Annotated in this window: 13 protein-coding genes and 1 pseudogene; 8 read left to right on the forward strand and 6 right to left on the reverse strand. The window is 74.3% G+C overall.

Annotated elements, in window-relative coordinates; translation table 11 throughout:
- Positions 1–444 (reverse strand): hypothetical protein, encoded by a 444-nt coding sequence (locus tag ACIQUQ_RS04595; RefSeq protein WP_403971255.1) that lies wholly within the window; start codon positions 442–444, stop codon positions 1–3.
- A 103-nt stretch (positions 445–547) separates the two neighbouring features.
- Complete coding sequence (locus tag ACIQUQ_RS04600; protein ID WP_403971257.1) at positions 548–1,186, reverse strand: flavodoxin family protein; 639 nt, start codon at positions 1,184–1,186, stop codon at positions 548–550.
- 192 nt (positions 1,187–1,378) lie between these two features.
- Here ACIQUQ_RS04600 and ACIQUQ_RS04605 point away from each other — a divergent pair, with 192 nt between their 5' ends.
- A complete protein-coding gene (locus tag ACIQUQ_RS04605) occupies positions 1,379–2,614 on the forward strand; it encodes a serpin family protein (RefSeq protein ID WP_403971259.1) in 1,236 nt (411 codons plus the stop codon).
- On the opposite strand, the gene ACIQUQ_RS04610 is transcribed toward ACIQUQ_RS04605, so the two are convergent.
- Positions 2,551–2,991, reverse strand: coding sequence for a hypothetical protein (locus tag ACIQUQ_RS04610; RefSeq protein ID WP_403971261.1), 441 nt, complete (start codon positions 2,989–2,991; stop codon positions 2,551–2,553). The genes ACIQUQ_RS04605 and ACIQUQ_RS04610 overlap by 64 nt on opposite strands.
- A 163-nt stretch (positions 2,992–3,154) precedes the next feature.
- Between ACIQUQ_RS04610 and ACIQUQ_RS04615 the strand changes: the two are divergent.
- From ACIQUQ_RS04615 to ACIQUQ_RS04635, 5 genes and pseudogenes are all read left to right on the forward strand, one after another.
- A pseudogene (locus tag ACIQUQ_RS04615) lies at positions 3,155–4,039 on the forward strand (pyridoxal phosphate-dependent decarboxylase family protein); the annotation flags it as partial.
- Between the two features lie 184 nt (positions 4,040–4,223).
- Positions 4,224–4,526, forward strand: a complete 303-nt coding sequence (locus ACIQUQ_RS04620; protein WP_403971816.1) for a hypothetical protein — start codon at positions 4,224–4,226, stop codon at positions 4,524–4,526.
- A gap of 141 nt (positions 4,527–4,667) precedes the next feature.
- Positions 4,668–5,378 (forward strand): hypothetical protein, encoded by a 711-nt coding sequence (locus ACIQUQ_RS04625; protein WP_403971263.1) that lies wholly within the window; start codon positions 4,668–4,670, stop codon positions 5,376–5,378.
- A gap of 96 nt (positions 5,379–5,474) precedes the next feature.
- Positions 5,475–6,041: a toxin-antitoxin system, toxin component gene (locus tag ACIQUQ_RS04630; protein ID WP_403971265.1), complete on the forward strand. Its 567-nt coding sequence runs from the start codon at positions 5,475–5,477 to the stop codon at positions 6,039–6,041.
- A 2-nt stretch (positions 6,042–6,043) separates the two neighbouring features.
- Positions 6,044–7,318, forward strand: coding sequence for a DUF6545 domain-containing protein (locus tag ACIQUQ_RS04635; protein WP_403971267.1), 1,275 nt, complete (start codon positions 6,044–6,046; stop codon positions 7,316–7,318).
- Between the two features lie 58 nt (positions 7,319–7,376).
- Here the strand turns inward: ACIQUQ_RS04635 and ACIQUQ_RS04640 are convergent, their stop codons facing one another.
- Positions 7,377–8,759, reverse strand: a complete 1,383-nt coding sequence (locus tag ACIQUQ_RS04640) for a hypothetical protein (RefSeq protein WP_403971269.1) — start codon at positions 8,757–8,759, stop codon at positions 7,377–7,379.
- Positions 8,760–8,944: 185 nt separating this feature from the next.
- Here ACIQUQ_RS04640 and ACIQUQ_RS04645 point away from each other — a divergent pair, with 185 nt between their 5' ends.
- Positions 8,945–9,097 carry a hypothetical protein gene (locus tag ACIQUQ_RS04645; RefSeq protein WP_403971271.1) on the forward strand — a complete coding sequence of 51 codons (153 nt, stop codon included), beginning with the start codon at positions 8,945–8,947 and terminating at the stop codon, positions 9,095–9,097.
- A 197-nt stretch (positions 9,098–9,294) separates the two neighbouring features.
- Here ACIQUQ_RS04645 and ACIQUQ_RS04650 read toward each other — a convergent pair whose 3' ends face one another.
- Both ACIQUQ_RS04650 and ACIQUQ_RS04655 read right to left on the reverse strand, forming a co-directional pair.
- The gene (locus tag ACIQUQ_RS04650) at positions 9,295–11,088 is read right to left on the reverse strand and encodes a trypsin-like serine protease (RefSeq protein ID WP_403971273.1); all 1,794 of its coding nucleotides are present in this window, start codon (positions 11,086–11,088) and stop codon (positions 9,295–9,297) included.
- A gap of 130 nt (positions 11,089–11,218) precedes the next feature.
- Positions 11,219–11,737 (reverse strand): hypothetical protein, encoded by a 519-nt coding sequence (locus ACIQUQ_RS04655; protein ID WP_403971275.1) that lies wholly within the window; start codon positions 11,735–11,737, stop codon positions 11,219–11,221.
- A 611-nt stretch (positions 11,738–12,348) separates the two neighbouring features.
- Between ACIQUQ_RS04655 and ACIQUQ_RS04660 the strand changes: the two genes are divergently transcribed.
- Positions 12,349–15,738 carry a hypothetical protein gene (locus ACIQUQ_RS04660; protein WP_403971277.1) on the forward strand — a complete coding sequence of 1,130 codons (3,390 nt, stop codon included), beginning with the start codon at positions 12,349–12,351 and terminating at the stop codon, positions 15,736–15,738.
- Positions 15,739–15,769 lie beyond the last annotated feature (31 nt).

The following is a 15,769-nucleotide window of genomic DNA, read 5'->3' on the forward strand; positions in this document are numbered from 1 at the left end:
CTACGTGCTGCCGTCCGGGGCGGGAGCGGGGTCGCCGGTATGGCCGGGCTCCGGCAGGGTGGCGGCCGGAACCGCCGCGTCCGGGACGACCGCCGGGTCCGGGATCCTCAGGGCCCGGGCGATCTCGGACACCTGCCCGGGCGACGCCCTGTCGATCACGACGGTGGTGTCGCCCCGGCTGATCCGCACGGTCCGGTCAGAGCGCCCCTGCAGCCAGACCGCGACCGCCACCGTCAGGCCGCCGAGGGCAGTGACGTTCCCGATCACCAGGCTGATCGCCTCCAGGGCTGACCCCATGGCTCCGGGTTCGGGCGGCGCGTGCACCGGTACGGGCCGGCAGTGCCTGCGTACCTCCGAGTCCCGGGACAGCCATGTGAGGAGTGAAGCGGTGGCTTCCCCGCCCTCGCGGAGATCGGTGCTCGTCACGGTCAGCGTGGCGTCCATGGGGCTCCCGCGGTCGCTGGTCGGCGGATGGCCAAGCGTCTCGATTATGGCGTGAACTCGGGCTGCCGGCACCGTAGTTCGGCGACAGCCAGAGGATCGCGGACTAGGCGGACGCGGGCGGCAACGCGGTCGGGAACGCCGCCGGCCGGGCCTCCCGGCCGAAGAAGGTCTTCGCACGGACCATGGCCCGCTCGTCGTCCCGTATCTGGCCCGGCCGGGAGCCGTTGCCGAGCAGCACCCCGCCGAACCGCATGCCCAGGTACGCCGCGGTGTGCTCCAGCGAGGCGACCAGCGGCTCGGCCCGGGCCTCGTCGCGGTCGGCCATCGCCGTCACGCCCCACAGCGTGCGGCCGGCCACCCGCTCCTTGAAGTCCGAGCCGGGTACGGACAGCCAGCCCGACCAGTAGTCGAGGTACCGCTTGGCCTGCGCGGACAGGCTGTACCAGTACAGCGGCGAGGCGATCACGACGTCGGTGGCCTCCAGCGTGGCGTGCCGCAGGGCCTCCTCGTGCTCGCCGGCGGTCCAGCTGTCGTCGTCGTGCCGCCCGTCCTGGAAGTCCGGCAGCGGCATCCTCGACAGGTCCACCCACCGGCGCGCGACGTCGGCGGGCAGTTGCTCGGCGGCGGCCCGGGCCAGGGTCTCGGTGTTGCCCCCGGGCCGGGAGCTGCCGAGGACGAAGAGGAACGAGCGGCCGGCGGTCGGGGTCGTGTCCATGGTCAGGTGTGCTCCGCTCTCGGTCATCCGCCGGGCGCGTCCGTGCCGGCGTGGCCACGGCCGCCCACGGGCGGGTTGGTGATCCGTGGTCTCCTCCCCGCCAACCCCCGCCGGATCCCGGGGTATTCCCGCCCCGCCCGGCCGAACGGCCGCCGCCCCGCAGGCCCGGCGGGCGAAAATCCGGAGGGCGGCCCGCCGGCGGCCGCATACCCTCCCGGCATGAGGGATTCGACGATACGTGCGGTGAACCGGCTGACCGGCCGCTGGGTGGAGACCGCGGTGGACGGGGCCGAGAGCACCGTCCTGACGGCGGCCGGCGTCTGGCCGCTGCTCGCGCAGCTCGCGGACGGCGCGGGCGGCCCGGCGCGCGAGGAACTGGCCGGGGCACTCGGGCTGCCCCCGGAGCGCGCCGCCGCCGCGGCCGTCGAACTGCTCGACGCCCTGGGCCGCATCCGAGGCCTGGACGCCGCGACCGGCCTCTGGGCGCACCAGGACCTGCCGCTGGATCCGGACTGGACCGCCGGGCTCCCCGAAGGGGCCCGCGGCCCCCTCACCGGCGACCCCGAGAAGGACCGCGCGGCGCTCGACGCCTGGGCCGCCGAGAACACCGGCGGCCGGATCGACCGCATGCCCGCGGCGGTCGACGAGTCGACCATGCTGGTGCTGGCCTCGGCGCTCGCCCTGCGCCTGCGCTGGATCCGGCCGTTCACGCCCGCACCCGGCGAGGCGTACGAAGGCCCCTGGGCCGGCCGGGAGTTCCTGTGCCTGCGCCGCACGACCTCCCTCCTGGACCGGGTGCGGGTCGCCGACACGACCGGCGGCCGGGTCACCGTGCTGGAAGTGGTCGGCGACGGCGGGGTGGACGTCCACCTGGTGCTGGGCGAACCCGGTGCCGATCCCGGCCGCGTGCTGCGCGGCGGCGTCGACGCGGTGACCCGGGCCGTCGCGTCGGTCGACGGCCACGCCCTGCCCGAGGGTGCGCCCGGACCCGGTCTGGCGGTCGGCAGGCAACGCTCGTACAGCCGGCAGCCGCAGCTCGACGTCGAGACGCCGGCCTTCGAGGTCGAGGGTGACCACGACCTCCTGGAGCGGGCGCGCCTGTTCGGCCTGGAGACCGCCTCCGACAGCACTTCCGGCCACTTCCCCGGCATCAGCGCCGTCCCGCTGGCCGTCAACCGGGGCAGGCAGTCCGCCATGGCGCGGTTCCACGCCGAGGGCTTCGAGGCGGCCGCCGTCACCGCGTTCTTCGCGGTGGTGGGCAGTGCCGCCACCCTGCCCCCGTACCTGATCCGCCGGATCGGCGTCACCATCGACCGCCCCTTCGGTTTCCTCGCCGTCCACCGCACCTCCCGGCTGGTCCTCGCCGCCGGCTGGGTGGCCGAGCCGCTGCCCTACGTCCACCCGGACCCGGACGACGGCTGGGACGTCGACGACTGGGACGACGAGGACCGGTGAGGGGCGGGCAGCCGCACCGGGCCGGGATCGAAGGAGGTCGTGACGCGCGCGCCGGCCCGTACGGTCCAGCCGTCGAAGTCCCGCCCCGACGCCCGGAGCCGGAAGCTCCGGCGGCCCTCGCCCCCGGTCCGCCGGGCCGGCCAGGCCGGCGCCGCGACCGTACCGTGGCCGCAGGCCGGCAGTTCCCCAGCCGACGTGAAGAACCGCGGCGGCACCGGGAGTCCGGGGTCCCCGGCGGTGCCGGCGGCGACGTCCGCGCCGACGAACACCGCGTGCGAGGTGCCGTGCTCCACCGGCACCCGGCACCGCTCCGCGTCGTCCAGCCGCCCGTCGTCCGGCAGCACGTGGGACTCCCGCCGGAGCCCTCCCTCAGGCACGCCTGGACGATCATCCGGCCCCGTCCCTCAGGCACGCCTGGACGAGCACCTGCCCCCTCCCTCAGGCACGCGGACGGCCGTCCGGCCGCCTCCCCGTCCGACCGGCAGCCGCCGCCCGCACCGCCGCTTGCGCGGCCGCCCGTACCGGCTCATAGTCCGAAGTATGGACGCGCGCGAGGCGGCGCTCCAACAGGCGTACGGCCATGCCGTCCGCTGGCTGGCGAGCCTGTCCGACCGCCCGGTACCCGCCCGCGCCTCGGTCGACGAGATCGTGCGCGCGCTCGGCCCCGGGCTGCCCGACGGCCCCGGCACCCCCGCCGACGTGGTCGACCTGCTGGCCACCGCCTGCGAGCCGGGCCTCACCGCCTTCCCCAGCGGCCGCTTCTACGGCTTCGTGGTCGGCGGCACCGAACCCGCCGCCCTCGCCGCGGACTGGCTGGTCAGCGCGTGGGACCAGAACAGCGTCATGCGCGCCGTCAGCCCGGCGTACGCGGCCGCGGAGGACATCGCGGGCGCCTGGGTGCTCGACCTGCTCGGCCTCCCCGGCGGGAGCGCCGTCGGCTTCACCACCGGCGCCACCATGGCCAACTTCACCTGCCTCGCCGCCGCCCGCGACGCCGTCCTCGGGCGCGCCGGCTGGGACACCGACCGGGACGGGCTGAGCGGCGCCCCGCGCGTCCACGTCCTCGCCGGCGAGGACCGGCACATGGCCGTCGACCTCGCCCTGCGCTACCTGGGCCTCGGCCGTCCCGGCCTGGTGCCCGCCGACGACCAGGGACGCATCCGGCCCGACGCGCTGAGCGAGGCCCTGGCCGCGGCGGGTGCCGGCGGGCCGGTACCCACGATCGTGGTCCTGCAGGCCGGCGACATCCACTCCGGCGCCTTCGACCCCTTCCCCGAGGCCGTGCGGGCCGCCCGCGAGGCCGGCGGCTGGGTGCACGTGGACGGTGCCTTCGGCCTCTGGGCGGCGGCGTCGCCGGCGTACGCGCCCCTCATGGCGGGCTGCGCGGACGCCGACTCCTGGGCCACGGACGCCCACAAGACCCTGAACGTCCCCTACGACTGCGGCCTCGCCGTCGTCCGCGACCCGGCCGCGCTGCGGGCCGCCATGGGACGGCGAGTACCTCATCCACCACGAAGAGGGCGACCCGATCGACAAGGTCCCCGAACTCTCCCGCCGAGGCCGCGCGTTCACCGTCTGGGCCGCGCTCCGCTCCCTCGGCCGGTCCGGCGTGGGCGACCTGGTCGACCGCCTCTGCCGGCACGCCGCCGCCTTCGCCGAGGGCATCGCCGGCATCGAGGGCGCCACGATCCTCCACGACGTCGTGTTCACCCAGGTCTGCGCCCACTTCGGCACCGACGCGCGCACCGACCTGGTCATCGACCGCCTCCTCGCCGACGGCACCACCTGGATCAGCGGCTCCACCTGGCACGGCCGCCGCGTCCTGCGCATCTCGGTCAGCAACTGGTCCACCACCGACGCCGACGTCGCCCGCGCCCTGGAAGCCGTCCGCCGGGCCGCCACCGCCCCCTGACCGGCCACCCGGTGGCCGCCGTACGGGTGATGACGGACCGGCGGCGGTTGTTAGTCTTTGCGGGACCGCCGCCCCGGCCGCCCGCTCGGGCGGGCCCGCGGAGCGCGGCGGACGAACCACTCGAACACCGCGGGAGCTGTTGTGACGGAGGGCACCGCCCGGGACCTGACCGAGACCGTGCGGCGCATCGACGTCCTGCTCGACCGGATGGGGCTGGACCGCGACCGGGTCCTGCGCATCGACGGTGAGGGCGGCCTGTCCCACGCCTCGGGAGTGCCGGCCGAGGACGTGGCGGCGCTGCTGCGCGGGGAACCGGTGGGTTCCCCGGACCCGGGGGCGGACGCCGTGGAGGCCCGGCACCGGCGCGTGGTCGAGCGGATCCTCTTCCTGCGCCGCACCCGCCTGCGTACCGGCCCGGACGGCAGCAGGCGGATCAGCTCCCTCGCGGAGATCGCGGCGGGCGCGGGGACCAGCGCACAGTGGCTGGACAAGATGATCAGGACGGGCAGGGCGCCGAACCTCGACCACGCCGCCGGCATCGCGGCCTTCTTCGGCGAGCGGATCGAGTTCCTGGTCGCCGAGCCGGCGGAGGCCCTGGACCGGGTCCTCCAGCAGATCCACCGGGACCTGCTGGAACGTACGGTGGAACGCCAGGACCAGGACCTCGCACGCCTGCGGAAGACCGGCACGGTCGCCGGCGTCGACCCCGAGCTCGGCGTCGTCGCCTACGCCGCCCGCGCGCTGGTCGACGTCCCCGAGGACACGGCCCAGCCGCTTATCGCCCTCATCGAGTCCGTCGCACGGCGGGCCCAGGAGGACCGGGCCCGGGAGGCCCGCGCCGCACGCGACTGAGGGGCACCACGCAGGACGGAGCAGGCGGCCACGACGGGGGAGTCGTGGTCCGCGCGCGGTCACGCGCAACCGAGAACGATGTGCAGGGGGGAACCCGTGCGTCTGCCATGGGACACGTACACCGACGGGCTGCGGCTCGCGCGCGCGATGAAGCGCCACCGCGACGAGTTGTTCAAGGGGGTCGGCCGCCCGGTTCCCGAGACACCGGAGGGGATCTTCCGGGCGATCTGCCGCCATCTGACGCTGAGCAGCGGGCGGGAGGTGCGCCTGGTGCTGGAGCCCTTCCCCGTCGACACGGTCAGCGGACTCTGGCTGGACATGGGCGACTTCGACGTGATCGCCGTCGAGGCGAACACCTCGCCCCTGCACCAGATGGTGATCATGGGGCACGAGCTGTGGCACCGGAAGGAGGGCGGCTGCGGCCACCACGGGGCCGGCGCCGCGGTCTCGGCGGCCGCCCGGATGCTCGGCGGCCGCTGGTCCCTGGACGACGCGGTCGCGCACGTGGCCGCCCGCGACGGGGCCGACCTCGACGAGGAGCGGCGGGCGGAGCGGTTCGGCCGGATGCTGGCGGCCAGGTTCCGCCCCTACCTCGACGGAACCCGCGGCGGGGGACCCACGGACGAGACGGCCGGCCGGATCTGGGCCTGCCTGGAGGGGTGACCGTGACGGCCGAACCCCACCCCCTCACCTGGTACGTGCCCGCGGCCGTCCTGGGCGTCGCCTTCCTCGCCAAGCTCCCGGGACTCCGGCGCGGCTGGCGCAACCCCATGGTCCGCGCCGTGAACGCGATGCTCCTGCTGCCGTGCGTCACCTTCGCCTGCTCAGCCCCGCCGACGGTTCGGCTGGTCAACCGGCTCACGGGCATCGACAACTTCTCGGCCGTGTTCGTCCACTGCGTGCTCTCCGCCTACGCGTGCGCCTCCGTCGTCCTGGTGGAGTACTGGCGCGCCGGCCCCGAGGCGGGGGCGGCCACCCGGCGCCGCGTGCGGGGCTGGCTGCTCTGCTACGCCGTGGTGATCGTGGCCGTCGTCGTCCTCTTCGCCCTCGGCGAGGCCCCGGTCGAACGGCCGGTGGACTTCGACCTCCACTACGCCGCCACCCCCTTCCTGCGCGAGATGTCGGTGGTCTACCTGACCGGCCTCTCCCTGGCCTCCTTCGCGACGATGGTCATGTGCTGGAACTGGGCGGGGACCATCGGCAACGCCTCGGACCGCGCCGGGGCCACGCCCGTCGTGCCGTGGCTGAAGATCGGCCTCCAGGCACTGGTGCTCGGCTCCTCCGCCAACTTCCTGTTCGGCGCCGCCAAACTCACCGTCATCGCGGCCACCTGGGCCGGCCGGGACTGGAGCATGGTCGGCGAGGGCATGGCGCCCTTCATGGCCCTCTGCGGCGCGCTGGTCGGGCTCGGCTTCCTGACGCCGGTGGTCGGCCCCTGGCTGGCCGGGCACGTGTGGCACCCGTACGCCAAGGTCTTCGCCCTGCGGTGGCTCTGGCGGGCGGCCCACCCCCCGGCGGCCGCCGGGTGCTTCCGGGCGCTGGTCGGCACCCCCTGGTACCTGGGGCCCGAGCACCTGCTGATGTACCGGATGACCGCCATCCACGACTGGCTGCTCGGCCTGTACGCGTACTGCCCCGAGGACGTACGGGAGCTGGCCCACCGCGACGCGACGGAGGCCGGCGCCCCCGAGCGCAGGGCGCGGGCGATCGGCATCGCCGCCATGCTGAAGGCGGCGACCGAGGACCGGGCGCGGCGCTGCACGGCCAGCGAGGAGCAGCGGCTGCTGGCCGCCCGTGTGGTCGGCGCGGCCGAGGCGGCCGACGCGGAAATCCTGGTCTGCGTGTCCCGTGCGCTGCCGACGGCCCCCGGCCGCGCCGAGCTGTACGCGCGTGCCCGCCGTGCGGAGCCTGCCGCGGGGAGCCGGGGTCGTACGCCGTGACCGCCCCGTACGGCGGAAGCACCGTGTACGGGGCGGTCGTCGGCGGCGCCGGGTCCGCTCAGCCCACGCAGGTGGGGACGCTGCCGGGCGGGGCGCAGTTGTTCGGGACGTTCGTCTTGACCGAGGTGCTGGTCAGGGTGACGGTGCCGGAGGCCTCGTAGATGCCGCCCCCGTCGCCGGCGCGGTTGCCGGTGACGCTGCTGAGGCTGAGGTTCGTGGCGCCGACGCCGGTGAAGAGGCCGCCGCCCTGTGCCGTGCCGCCGGTGGCGACGGCGGTGTTGCCGCCGATGGTCGTCTGGGTGGCCGTCACCGTGCCGCCGGTGGCGTTGGCGATGCCGCCGCCCCGGGCGGTGCCGCCGCTGGCGGTGTTGCCCTGGACGATGCTGCGGTTCAGCGTGAGCGCGCCCGATGCCCCGACCTGGATGCCGCCGGACAGGGCGGTGCCGCGCGGGGCGCTGGAGAGGTTGCCGCTGACCTGGGTCGCGCTCAGGGACAGGGTGGTGTTGGTCGCCACTCCGCCACCCTGGGCGTCGCCGTCGGGGGCGCTGGCGGTGTTGTTGCGCACGACCGTGCCGGTGACGGTCATCGGGGCGGAGTTGGTCAGGGCGGCGCGCGCGATGCCGTCCGGGGCGCTGACGCGGTTGTCGTTGATGGTGGCGTTCGTGACCGTCGTCTGCGCGAACGCCGCGAGGCCGGCGCCGAACCCCACGCTGTCCTTCTTCTGGACGGTGACCACGTTGTGGTGCAGCCGGCTGTTGGTGACGGTCAGCGGGCCGTCGTTGGCGACCCCCGCGCCCGCGGCGGCGCCCTCCGGGTCGTCTCCGGTGTAGGCGGCGGTGTTGCCGCTGACCTCGACGTTGTTCAGGGTGCCCGTGCCCGCGCTGTCGATGCCGCCGCCCTGGGCGAACACGGGCGATGTGGCGGTGTTGTCGCGCACCCGGCTGTTGTTCACCGTCAGCGTGCCGAGGCTGGAGATGCCGCCGCCACAGGAGATACCCTCGATCTCCTGGCAGTCGGTCTCCGCCCGCCCGCCGCTGATCGTGGCGTTGTTCAGCGTCAGGTTGCCCGCGCCGGCCACGAAGAGGATGCGGAAGGCCGGGGCGGTCGGGGCGCGCGTGACCGTCGCGCCGTTGCCGTTGACCGTGATCTCGCTGCTGATGGCCGGCAGGCCGTTCGCGGCGTGGTCCGCGGCCGTCAGCGTGTAGGTGCACCCGACGGCCAGGCTGAGCGTGTCGGGGCCCGGCTGGCTGTTGGCCGTGTTGATCGCCGCCACCAGGGCCGGGGCCGAGCACGCCACCGGCAGGGTGGCGGCATGGGCGACCGGGGCGGGCAACGCCACCGCGGCGCCGGCCGCCAGGCCGGCCAGTGCCAGCCGGCGGGCCGGACCGGTTCTCCTGACACGGCCGACCGGATCCGTCGCCCGGGAGTCCTGCCAAGTCATCAGAGGCTCTCCTTCACCACCGGGAGGCTCCCGCGCCGGGCGCACTCCAGCCAGGGGCCGGGACCGGGGGCGCACACCGACCCGGCCACGACATTCTGTGATCAGATGAACACTCTCTGCTTCCGATGGCTCCCCGGCCTGGCCCGTTCGGGCGTCGTCCGCTGCCGTCCGGGAGGCGGCCGGCGGTGAGCCAGAACTGCCGCACCCCCTCGCCCATGCCGTACCCCCACACGATCGGCAGGCCGCCGGCGGCCGCCGAGTGCCGGAACCAGGCCGTGACGGTGAAGTCGCCCCGCCCCAGCCGCAGCGACGGGGAGCAGCTGACCACCCGCAGGTAGTGGTCCCGGCCGTCGAACTCCATCGCCTTGCCGCTGCCGCTGCCGCTGCCGCTGCCGCTGCCGCTGCCGCTGCCGCGTTCGCCGAGCCGCGCGCCGCCGTGGACCAGCGCGTGGTTCTGGTACCTGTTCGGGCCGGTGTCGGCGGTGACATGGGGAGGGGGCGGCCCCGTGCGGGACCGCCCCCTGTCAGCGGCCGGTTACGGGCGCTTCCACTTGGTGTTGGAGCCGCCGTTGCACTGCCACAGGCCCAGCTGCGAGCCGTTGGCGGTGGCCTGGCCCCAGACGTTCATGCACTGGCCGGGGTTGAGGTGTGCGGTGATGGTCTCGCCGTCGAAGTTCCACTTCTGCTCGGCGCGGCCGTCACAGAGGGCCGTTCCGACCTTCGCGCTCTGGTTGGCGCCGGCCTCGGCGGTCAGGCACTGGTTGCCGCTGGTGCGAAGCTCCTTGGCGGGGGTGTAGTCCCAGCGCTGGTTGGCGCCGCCCCAGCAGTCGTAGATCGTCGCGGTCGCGCCGTTGAAGTCGAGGCAGCGGCCGGAGCCCTCACCGCGGAGGGAGGCGGAGGCCCAGCGGGTGCCGCCGTCGCCCCAGTTGCCCACGAGGCTGCCGCCGTCCAGGGTCGCGGTGGATCCGGCACCGCCGCCGAAGGCGGTCCACAGGGTGGTGCCGTCCTTCTTGCTGAGCACGAGGCTGCCGTCGGCCTTCATGTTCAGGTACGCGTACCAGTCCCAGGTGATCTTGGACCACAGCTCGCGGCTGGTGGCCTGCTCACGGAGGTGGACGTTGCCCTGGATGTCCATGAGCAGCACGTGGGTGCCGTTGGTGAGCCAGGAGCCGGGCATCAGCTTGGCGCCGGAGGCGAGCTTGTTGCCGCGGGGGTAGGTGTCGCTGTGCCACAGGTGGCCGCCGATGCCGTGGCCGCCGTCCTTGGTGTAGACGACGAGGTTGGCGTCGGCCTGGAGCTCCACGCGCGCACCCGCGTACTGGTGGGTGCCGGTGGACCAGAGGGCGCCGGCGGGCTCGGTGCCGGTGGAGCCCTTCTTGTAGACGACGAAGTTGCCGTCGTCCTGCATCCTGGCGAACGCGCCCTCGTTGCCGCCGGTGCCGGAGGCCCACAGGGCGCCGCCCTTGCCCTGGCCGCCCGTGCGGTGGTACAGGACCAGGTTGCCGTCGGCCTGCATGACCAGACGGGCGTTCTCCGAGGAGATCGTCTCGCCGGACTGCAGCGTCTGGCCGGCCTTCAGCAGGGTGGGCCGGGCCTTGACGGAGGAGATCCAGGAGCCGAGGCCGTCGGCGCGCGAGGAGATCGCGCCTGTGCGGGTCTCGGTGGCCGGGGCGCCGAGGCAGCCGCCCTGCCAGGAACGGCTGTTGACGCCCACGAGCTGACCGGACGCGTTGAGGAGCGGGCCGCCGGTGTCGCCCTTGCAGAGGGCGTCGGTGCCCTTGCCCGTGAGGGTGAGGGTGGTGGTGTCGGAGGCGTTGACGGTGAACGCGCCGGTGTGGAGCTTGTCCGGCACCCACTCGGTCTTGGTGCGGCCGAAGCCGGCGGCCTTGACCTCGGCGTTGGCGGCGGGCGCGGCGGCGGCCAGGGTGACCGGCTTGATGGCGGTGGGCTCGGCCAGACGCACCAGGGCGAGGTCGCGGTCGGTGCGCGGGACGACCTCGGTGATCCGTACGGTCCGGCCGTCGCTGAGGGTGGCGGTGGTCTTGACGGCCGGCTGGCCGGCGGGGACGGTGGCGCCCGGAACCGTGGCGAAGCAGCTGGTGGCGGTGGCCAGCCAGATCTCGTCGACCACGGTCGCGGCACAGCCGCGGTCCGAGGGCCACTCGCCGACCGACAACCGGGCGGTGTGGGCCAGGGAACCGGCCGCGGCGGGGGTGCCGACGACCGCCGAGGCGGTGCCGGCCAGGGCGCCGAGCGTCAGCGGGGCGGAGAGCAGGGCCGCGCCGACGGCGACCCGTATCGGAGTCGTTGCGGAGTGCAGAGGCTTCATTTCTCTTCCTGGAAGCAGGGGTTGGAGCGGAATGGCGGGTGGTGCCGTCCCGTGGGGGCGGGCGCGCGAGGGTGCCGCCGGGCGGCGGGTGTGCACCACGGGCGAGGGCCGGCCGGGCGGGCCCCGACGCCTACTTGACGGTGCGGATCTCCATGAGCATGAAGTCGCGGCCCTGCTCGTCGGCGCTCTCGCCGACCGGGGTCCAGGAGTTCTTGTTCACGTCGAAGGACTTCTCCTCGGTGCCGACCGTCATGTCGACCTCGGCGGAGTAGTTGTTGCCCTTGACGGCGAAGACGGAGGGGATCTCCAGGGCCAGGTAGCCGCGGGTGCCGCTGACCTTGAAGCAGATCTTCTCCTTCTCGCGCGACCAGACCTCCATGAGGTCGGTGGCGCTGTCGCAGTCGGCGAGCAGGATGTGCCCGTCGCCGCGCTTGAGGGTGATGTTGCGCTCGGCGAGGATCTTGTCGGCGTTCGGGTAGCCGTAGTCCTCGATGGCGTAGCCCGGGCCCTCCTCGGCCACCGCCTTCATCGCGTCGGCGCCGGTGCCGGACCCGGCGCCGACGGCGCCGCCCGTGATGGCCGCCCATGCCAGGGCGCCCGCGGCCAGGGCCGCGCCCACCGTGCGGAGGAGTGTCGTGCGTGCCTTCATCCCTGTCCCAGTCGTCGGTTCCGGCAGCACGTGCCGGAAGAAGTGTGCGTACGGATGTGAAGGCTCGTGTCCAGCGGCGAGAGGTGTCGAGAAGACAGGAGATCTCTCGGGGAAGCCCCCAACTCCGGCCCGGATCGTAACCGCATGAGGGCCGGACAAATCAAGTCCCATAATCCGGGGCGATGTTCGGCCGCGTGATTCGGCCGAACGGAGCGGGGTCGGCAAAAACCCCTTGTTTCGCGCGCGCGTAAGGGGGCGTTGCCGGTGGCCGGATCGCCCGGGGGCGACCGGGCAGTCAGTGACGCGGCTCACACAACTGTGGTTGACGGACCGCCGTGAACTGCGGTTTTGGTGGCCTGATGCCCGAATTGAGGGGCGCTTTCGCGTCAACTTCCGCAGGAATGAAGCCACCGTGAATCAACGGCAGTTGATTCTTAGTCATCTTGCGTATGGTCAAGAGTGTCGGTTGCGCGTAGGGTCGGGATCCGCGCCTCTCGGGGCCCGCCATTCCTGCGGCCCGCCCCGATGAATCCATCGCGCATTCACCCTTGCTGTCCTGGCCCAGCCCGCATATTCCGTGGCGTGCCAGTCGCCGAAAGCGAAGGACCGTTTTGGACACCACCAATTGGAGTAGGCGGCGCGTTCTGGGCGCCCTCGCGGCCACCAGCGCCGTCGCAGCCACTTCGAGCCTCGTACTCAACCCCCTCGCGGCGTGGGCGACGGAGACGCCCCCCACGGAGCCCGACGCCGGCGACCCCTTCCTGCTCCCGGACACGGACCGGGCGAAGGTCGTCAAGGCGTGGATCCTGGGCGGCAAGGCCGTCCGGGCGGCCGCGGAGGCCGCGCTGACCGGGACCGACGCGGACGTGCGGAACTTCCTCGACGTCCAGTTCGGGCCCGAGAGCACCCGGGACAACCGCGTCGCGATCACGAGCACGCTGTCCGGCGCCGGCAAGGGCATGCGCCGGGAGGCCAACGCCGCGATCAACGGCGGCGATCCGGCCATCGCCACGTTCCTGGGCGGCGGTTACAAGGCCGCCCTCCTGGAGGACCTCCGCGTGGCCACGTCGACGGTGATGGCCGTCGGCGGCAAGGCCGTGAACCGTGCCGGCAACACCGCCCTCACCACCGGCACCCAGCCGGTGTTGGAGGCGTTCCTCACCGACGGGCAGTTCACCGCCCGGCTGGAGGACATGCGCGTCGAGACCTCGAAGCTGATGGTGCTGGCCGGTCCCGAGGTGCGGAAGTACGCGGACCGCGCGCTGTCCGGCACGGCCGAGGACGTGGAGTGGTTCCTGGAGACGGGCCAGCACATCGCCCGCGCCCGGGACCAGGAGCGGGCGAAGATCGAGGAACTGGTCGCGGTCGTCCAGCGCGAGGGCAAGAAGGCCGACGCGATGACCAAGCAGGCCGAAGAGGCCTCGGCGCGCGCCGTGGAGGCGGCCGCCAAGGCCAAGGAGGCCGCGGAGAAGGCCGCAGCCGAGGCGGCCGCCGCCCAGCAGGACGTGGCCAAGGCCGGCAAGGCCGCCCGCAACGCGGGCGCCGCCGCGCAGGGTGCCGCCGACGCCTCACGCGTCGCCATCAGCGCCTCGCACGCCGCGGTCCAGGCCTCCCGCCGCGCCTCCTACGCGGCGGCCGCCGCGAGCCAGGCCGCCGCCAATGCGGGCTCGGCGGCCGCCGTGGCCTACCGCGCCGCGATCGCCGCCTCCGAGAACGCCGACAACGCCGGGCTCGCCAGGGAGGTCGCGGTGGCGGCGCGCAACGCCGCCGCCAAGGCCCGCAGCGCGGCGCAGGCCGCCGGCTACGCCGCCGACGCGTCGGCGGCGTCCGCGAGCGCGGGCTCCGCCGCCGCCTCCGCGGCGCGCAACGCCTCCGCCGCCGCCTCCGCCGCGGCCTCGGCCGCCTCGTCCGCGGGTGCCGCCCAGGCGCAGGCCGCGGAGGCCAAGCGCCAGGCGCAGATCGCGGGCACGAACGCGGCGATCGCCACCAACGCCGCGGGCCGGGCCCAGGCCCTGGCGAACGCGGCCGCCGTCGCGGCCCGTACCGCCCGGGACGCCGCGAACAGCGCGGCGGACCATGCGGAGAAGGCCGCCGTGGCCGCCGAGTGGGCCGCGCAGTACGCGGGCCAGGCGGTGGAGCACGCGAAGAAGTCCACCGAGTTCGCGAACGAGGCGACCAAGGCCGCCAACGCCGCGACCGAGGCCGTGGTCAAGGCCGTGGAGGTGGAGAAGGCCGCCCGCGAGGCCGAGTGGCAGCGCCTGGAGGAGGACACGCAGCGGGCTGTCGAGGAGATGCGTCTGCTGCTGGAGATCGAGGCCTACGACAAGGCCCAGATGGAGCGGAAGAGGACCCAGGCCGAGCAGACCGAGCAGGCCACCAAGGACCTCATCGCCCAGGCCGAGACGGCGCTGCGGGCCGGCAACGCGAGCACGGCCGCCGGCCTCGGACGCCGGGCCGCCGTCGCCCTGATGTCCTCCCGGGGCTCCTGGTCCCAGGAGGCCGCGCGGTTCGCCCTGGCCGGCGCCGACGCGGACGTGCTGCGCTGGATCGACGTCGACCGCCGGCTCGCGCAGCGGCAGGACGACCGGGAGACCACGCTCTTCATCGCCCGGACCGCCTCCCCCGAGGCCGCCGCCGCGGCGGCGGACGCCCTCGACAGCACGGACCTGGAGGCCCCGGCGAAGTTCCTCGAGGGCGGCGCCATCGGCGCAGCGATCATGGACAACCGGGTGGCCGTCACCCGGATCCTGGACCTGCGGCCCGGGAAGGCCGTGACCAAGGCGGCCAACGCGGCGCTGGACGCGGGCACGGCCGAGGCCCTGCACGAGTTCCTCACCGTCGGCTTCGAGAAGGCCCAGTGGGAGGACGACGCGGTGGCCACCGCGGCCCTCCTGCAGACCGGCGGCCCGTACACCAAGGCGCACGCGCAGGCGGCGCTGGAGGGGCCGGCGTGGATGCGCCGCAACTTCATCGCCTCGGTGCAGTTCAAGACGGCGCAGCTCGACCACGACTCGGCCACCCACATCGCGGCCATGCAGGGCGCGATCGCGGCGGCCGCGAAGATCGCGCACAAGGCGCAGGAGGACGCCGCCCGCGCCCAGGAGGCTGCGGCCAAGGCCCGTAACGCGGCCGCCGAGGCCGTCCAGTGGGCGGACAAGGCGCGGCTGTCGGCCGAGCAGGCCGCCACGTACGCGACCCAGGCCAACACGTACGCGAACAACGCCGAGCAGTCGGCCAAGGACGCGCAGGCCTCCGCGGAGCGGGCCAAGCAGGCCGCCGCCGTGGCGCGCTCCGCCGCGCGTTCGGCCAACTACTCGGCGAACCGCGCGATGGAGTCGGCGCGCCAGGCCGTCGCCTCCGCCAACGCCGCCCAGGCCTCCGCCGTCTCCGCGTACAAGAGCGCGAAGCAGGCGAACCAGAGCGCCGAGGAGGCCGCCGCCGCGGCGAGCGACGCCAACACCATCGCCATGCGGATGCGGACCAACGAGGTCCGGGCCCGCGCCCGGGAGGCGGCCGAGGCGGCCGAGGAGGCCAGGCGGACCGGGACCAACCCGGCCGACACGGCCGAGAACGACTCGGTCAAGGGCGGCGACCCCTGGTGGAAGGACCCGAAGTGGTGGGGCAACGCCTTCCACACCGCCGGCATGGCGGTCGGGTTCATCGGCGCGGGCGTGAGCCTGGTCGGGGCCGGCGTCGCCTTCTTCAACCCGCTGGCCGGTGCGGCCATCATGGGCGTCGGCCTGAAGATCGGCCTCCTCGGCACCGCGCTCGACGCGACCAGCGCGATCTTCAAGGGCTTCGGCTACGGATGGACGAGCAGCGAGTTCAAGAGCCAGGCGGGGATCACCGCCCTGGGCCTGATCACCCTCGGCCAGGCCAAGATCCTGCACGGCGTGGAGTTCGCCAAGAAGGCCGACCGGGGCGTCCGCCTCGTGAAGGACCTCACCTCGGTGGCGGGCGAGCTGGCCTCGCCGATCGTCAGCTGGCTCAAGGGGCACTGACGGCGTGACGCCGCAGCCGGGGACCGGGCCC

It is taken from the genome of Streptomyces sp. NPDC101118 (assembly GCF_044759445.1).
Classification (GTDB): domain Bacteria; phylum Actinomycetota; class Actinomycetes; order Streptomycetales; family Streptomycetaceae; genus Streptomyces.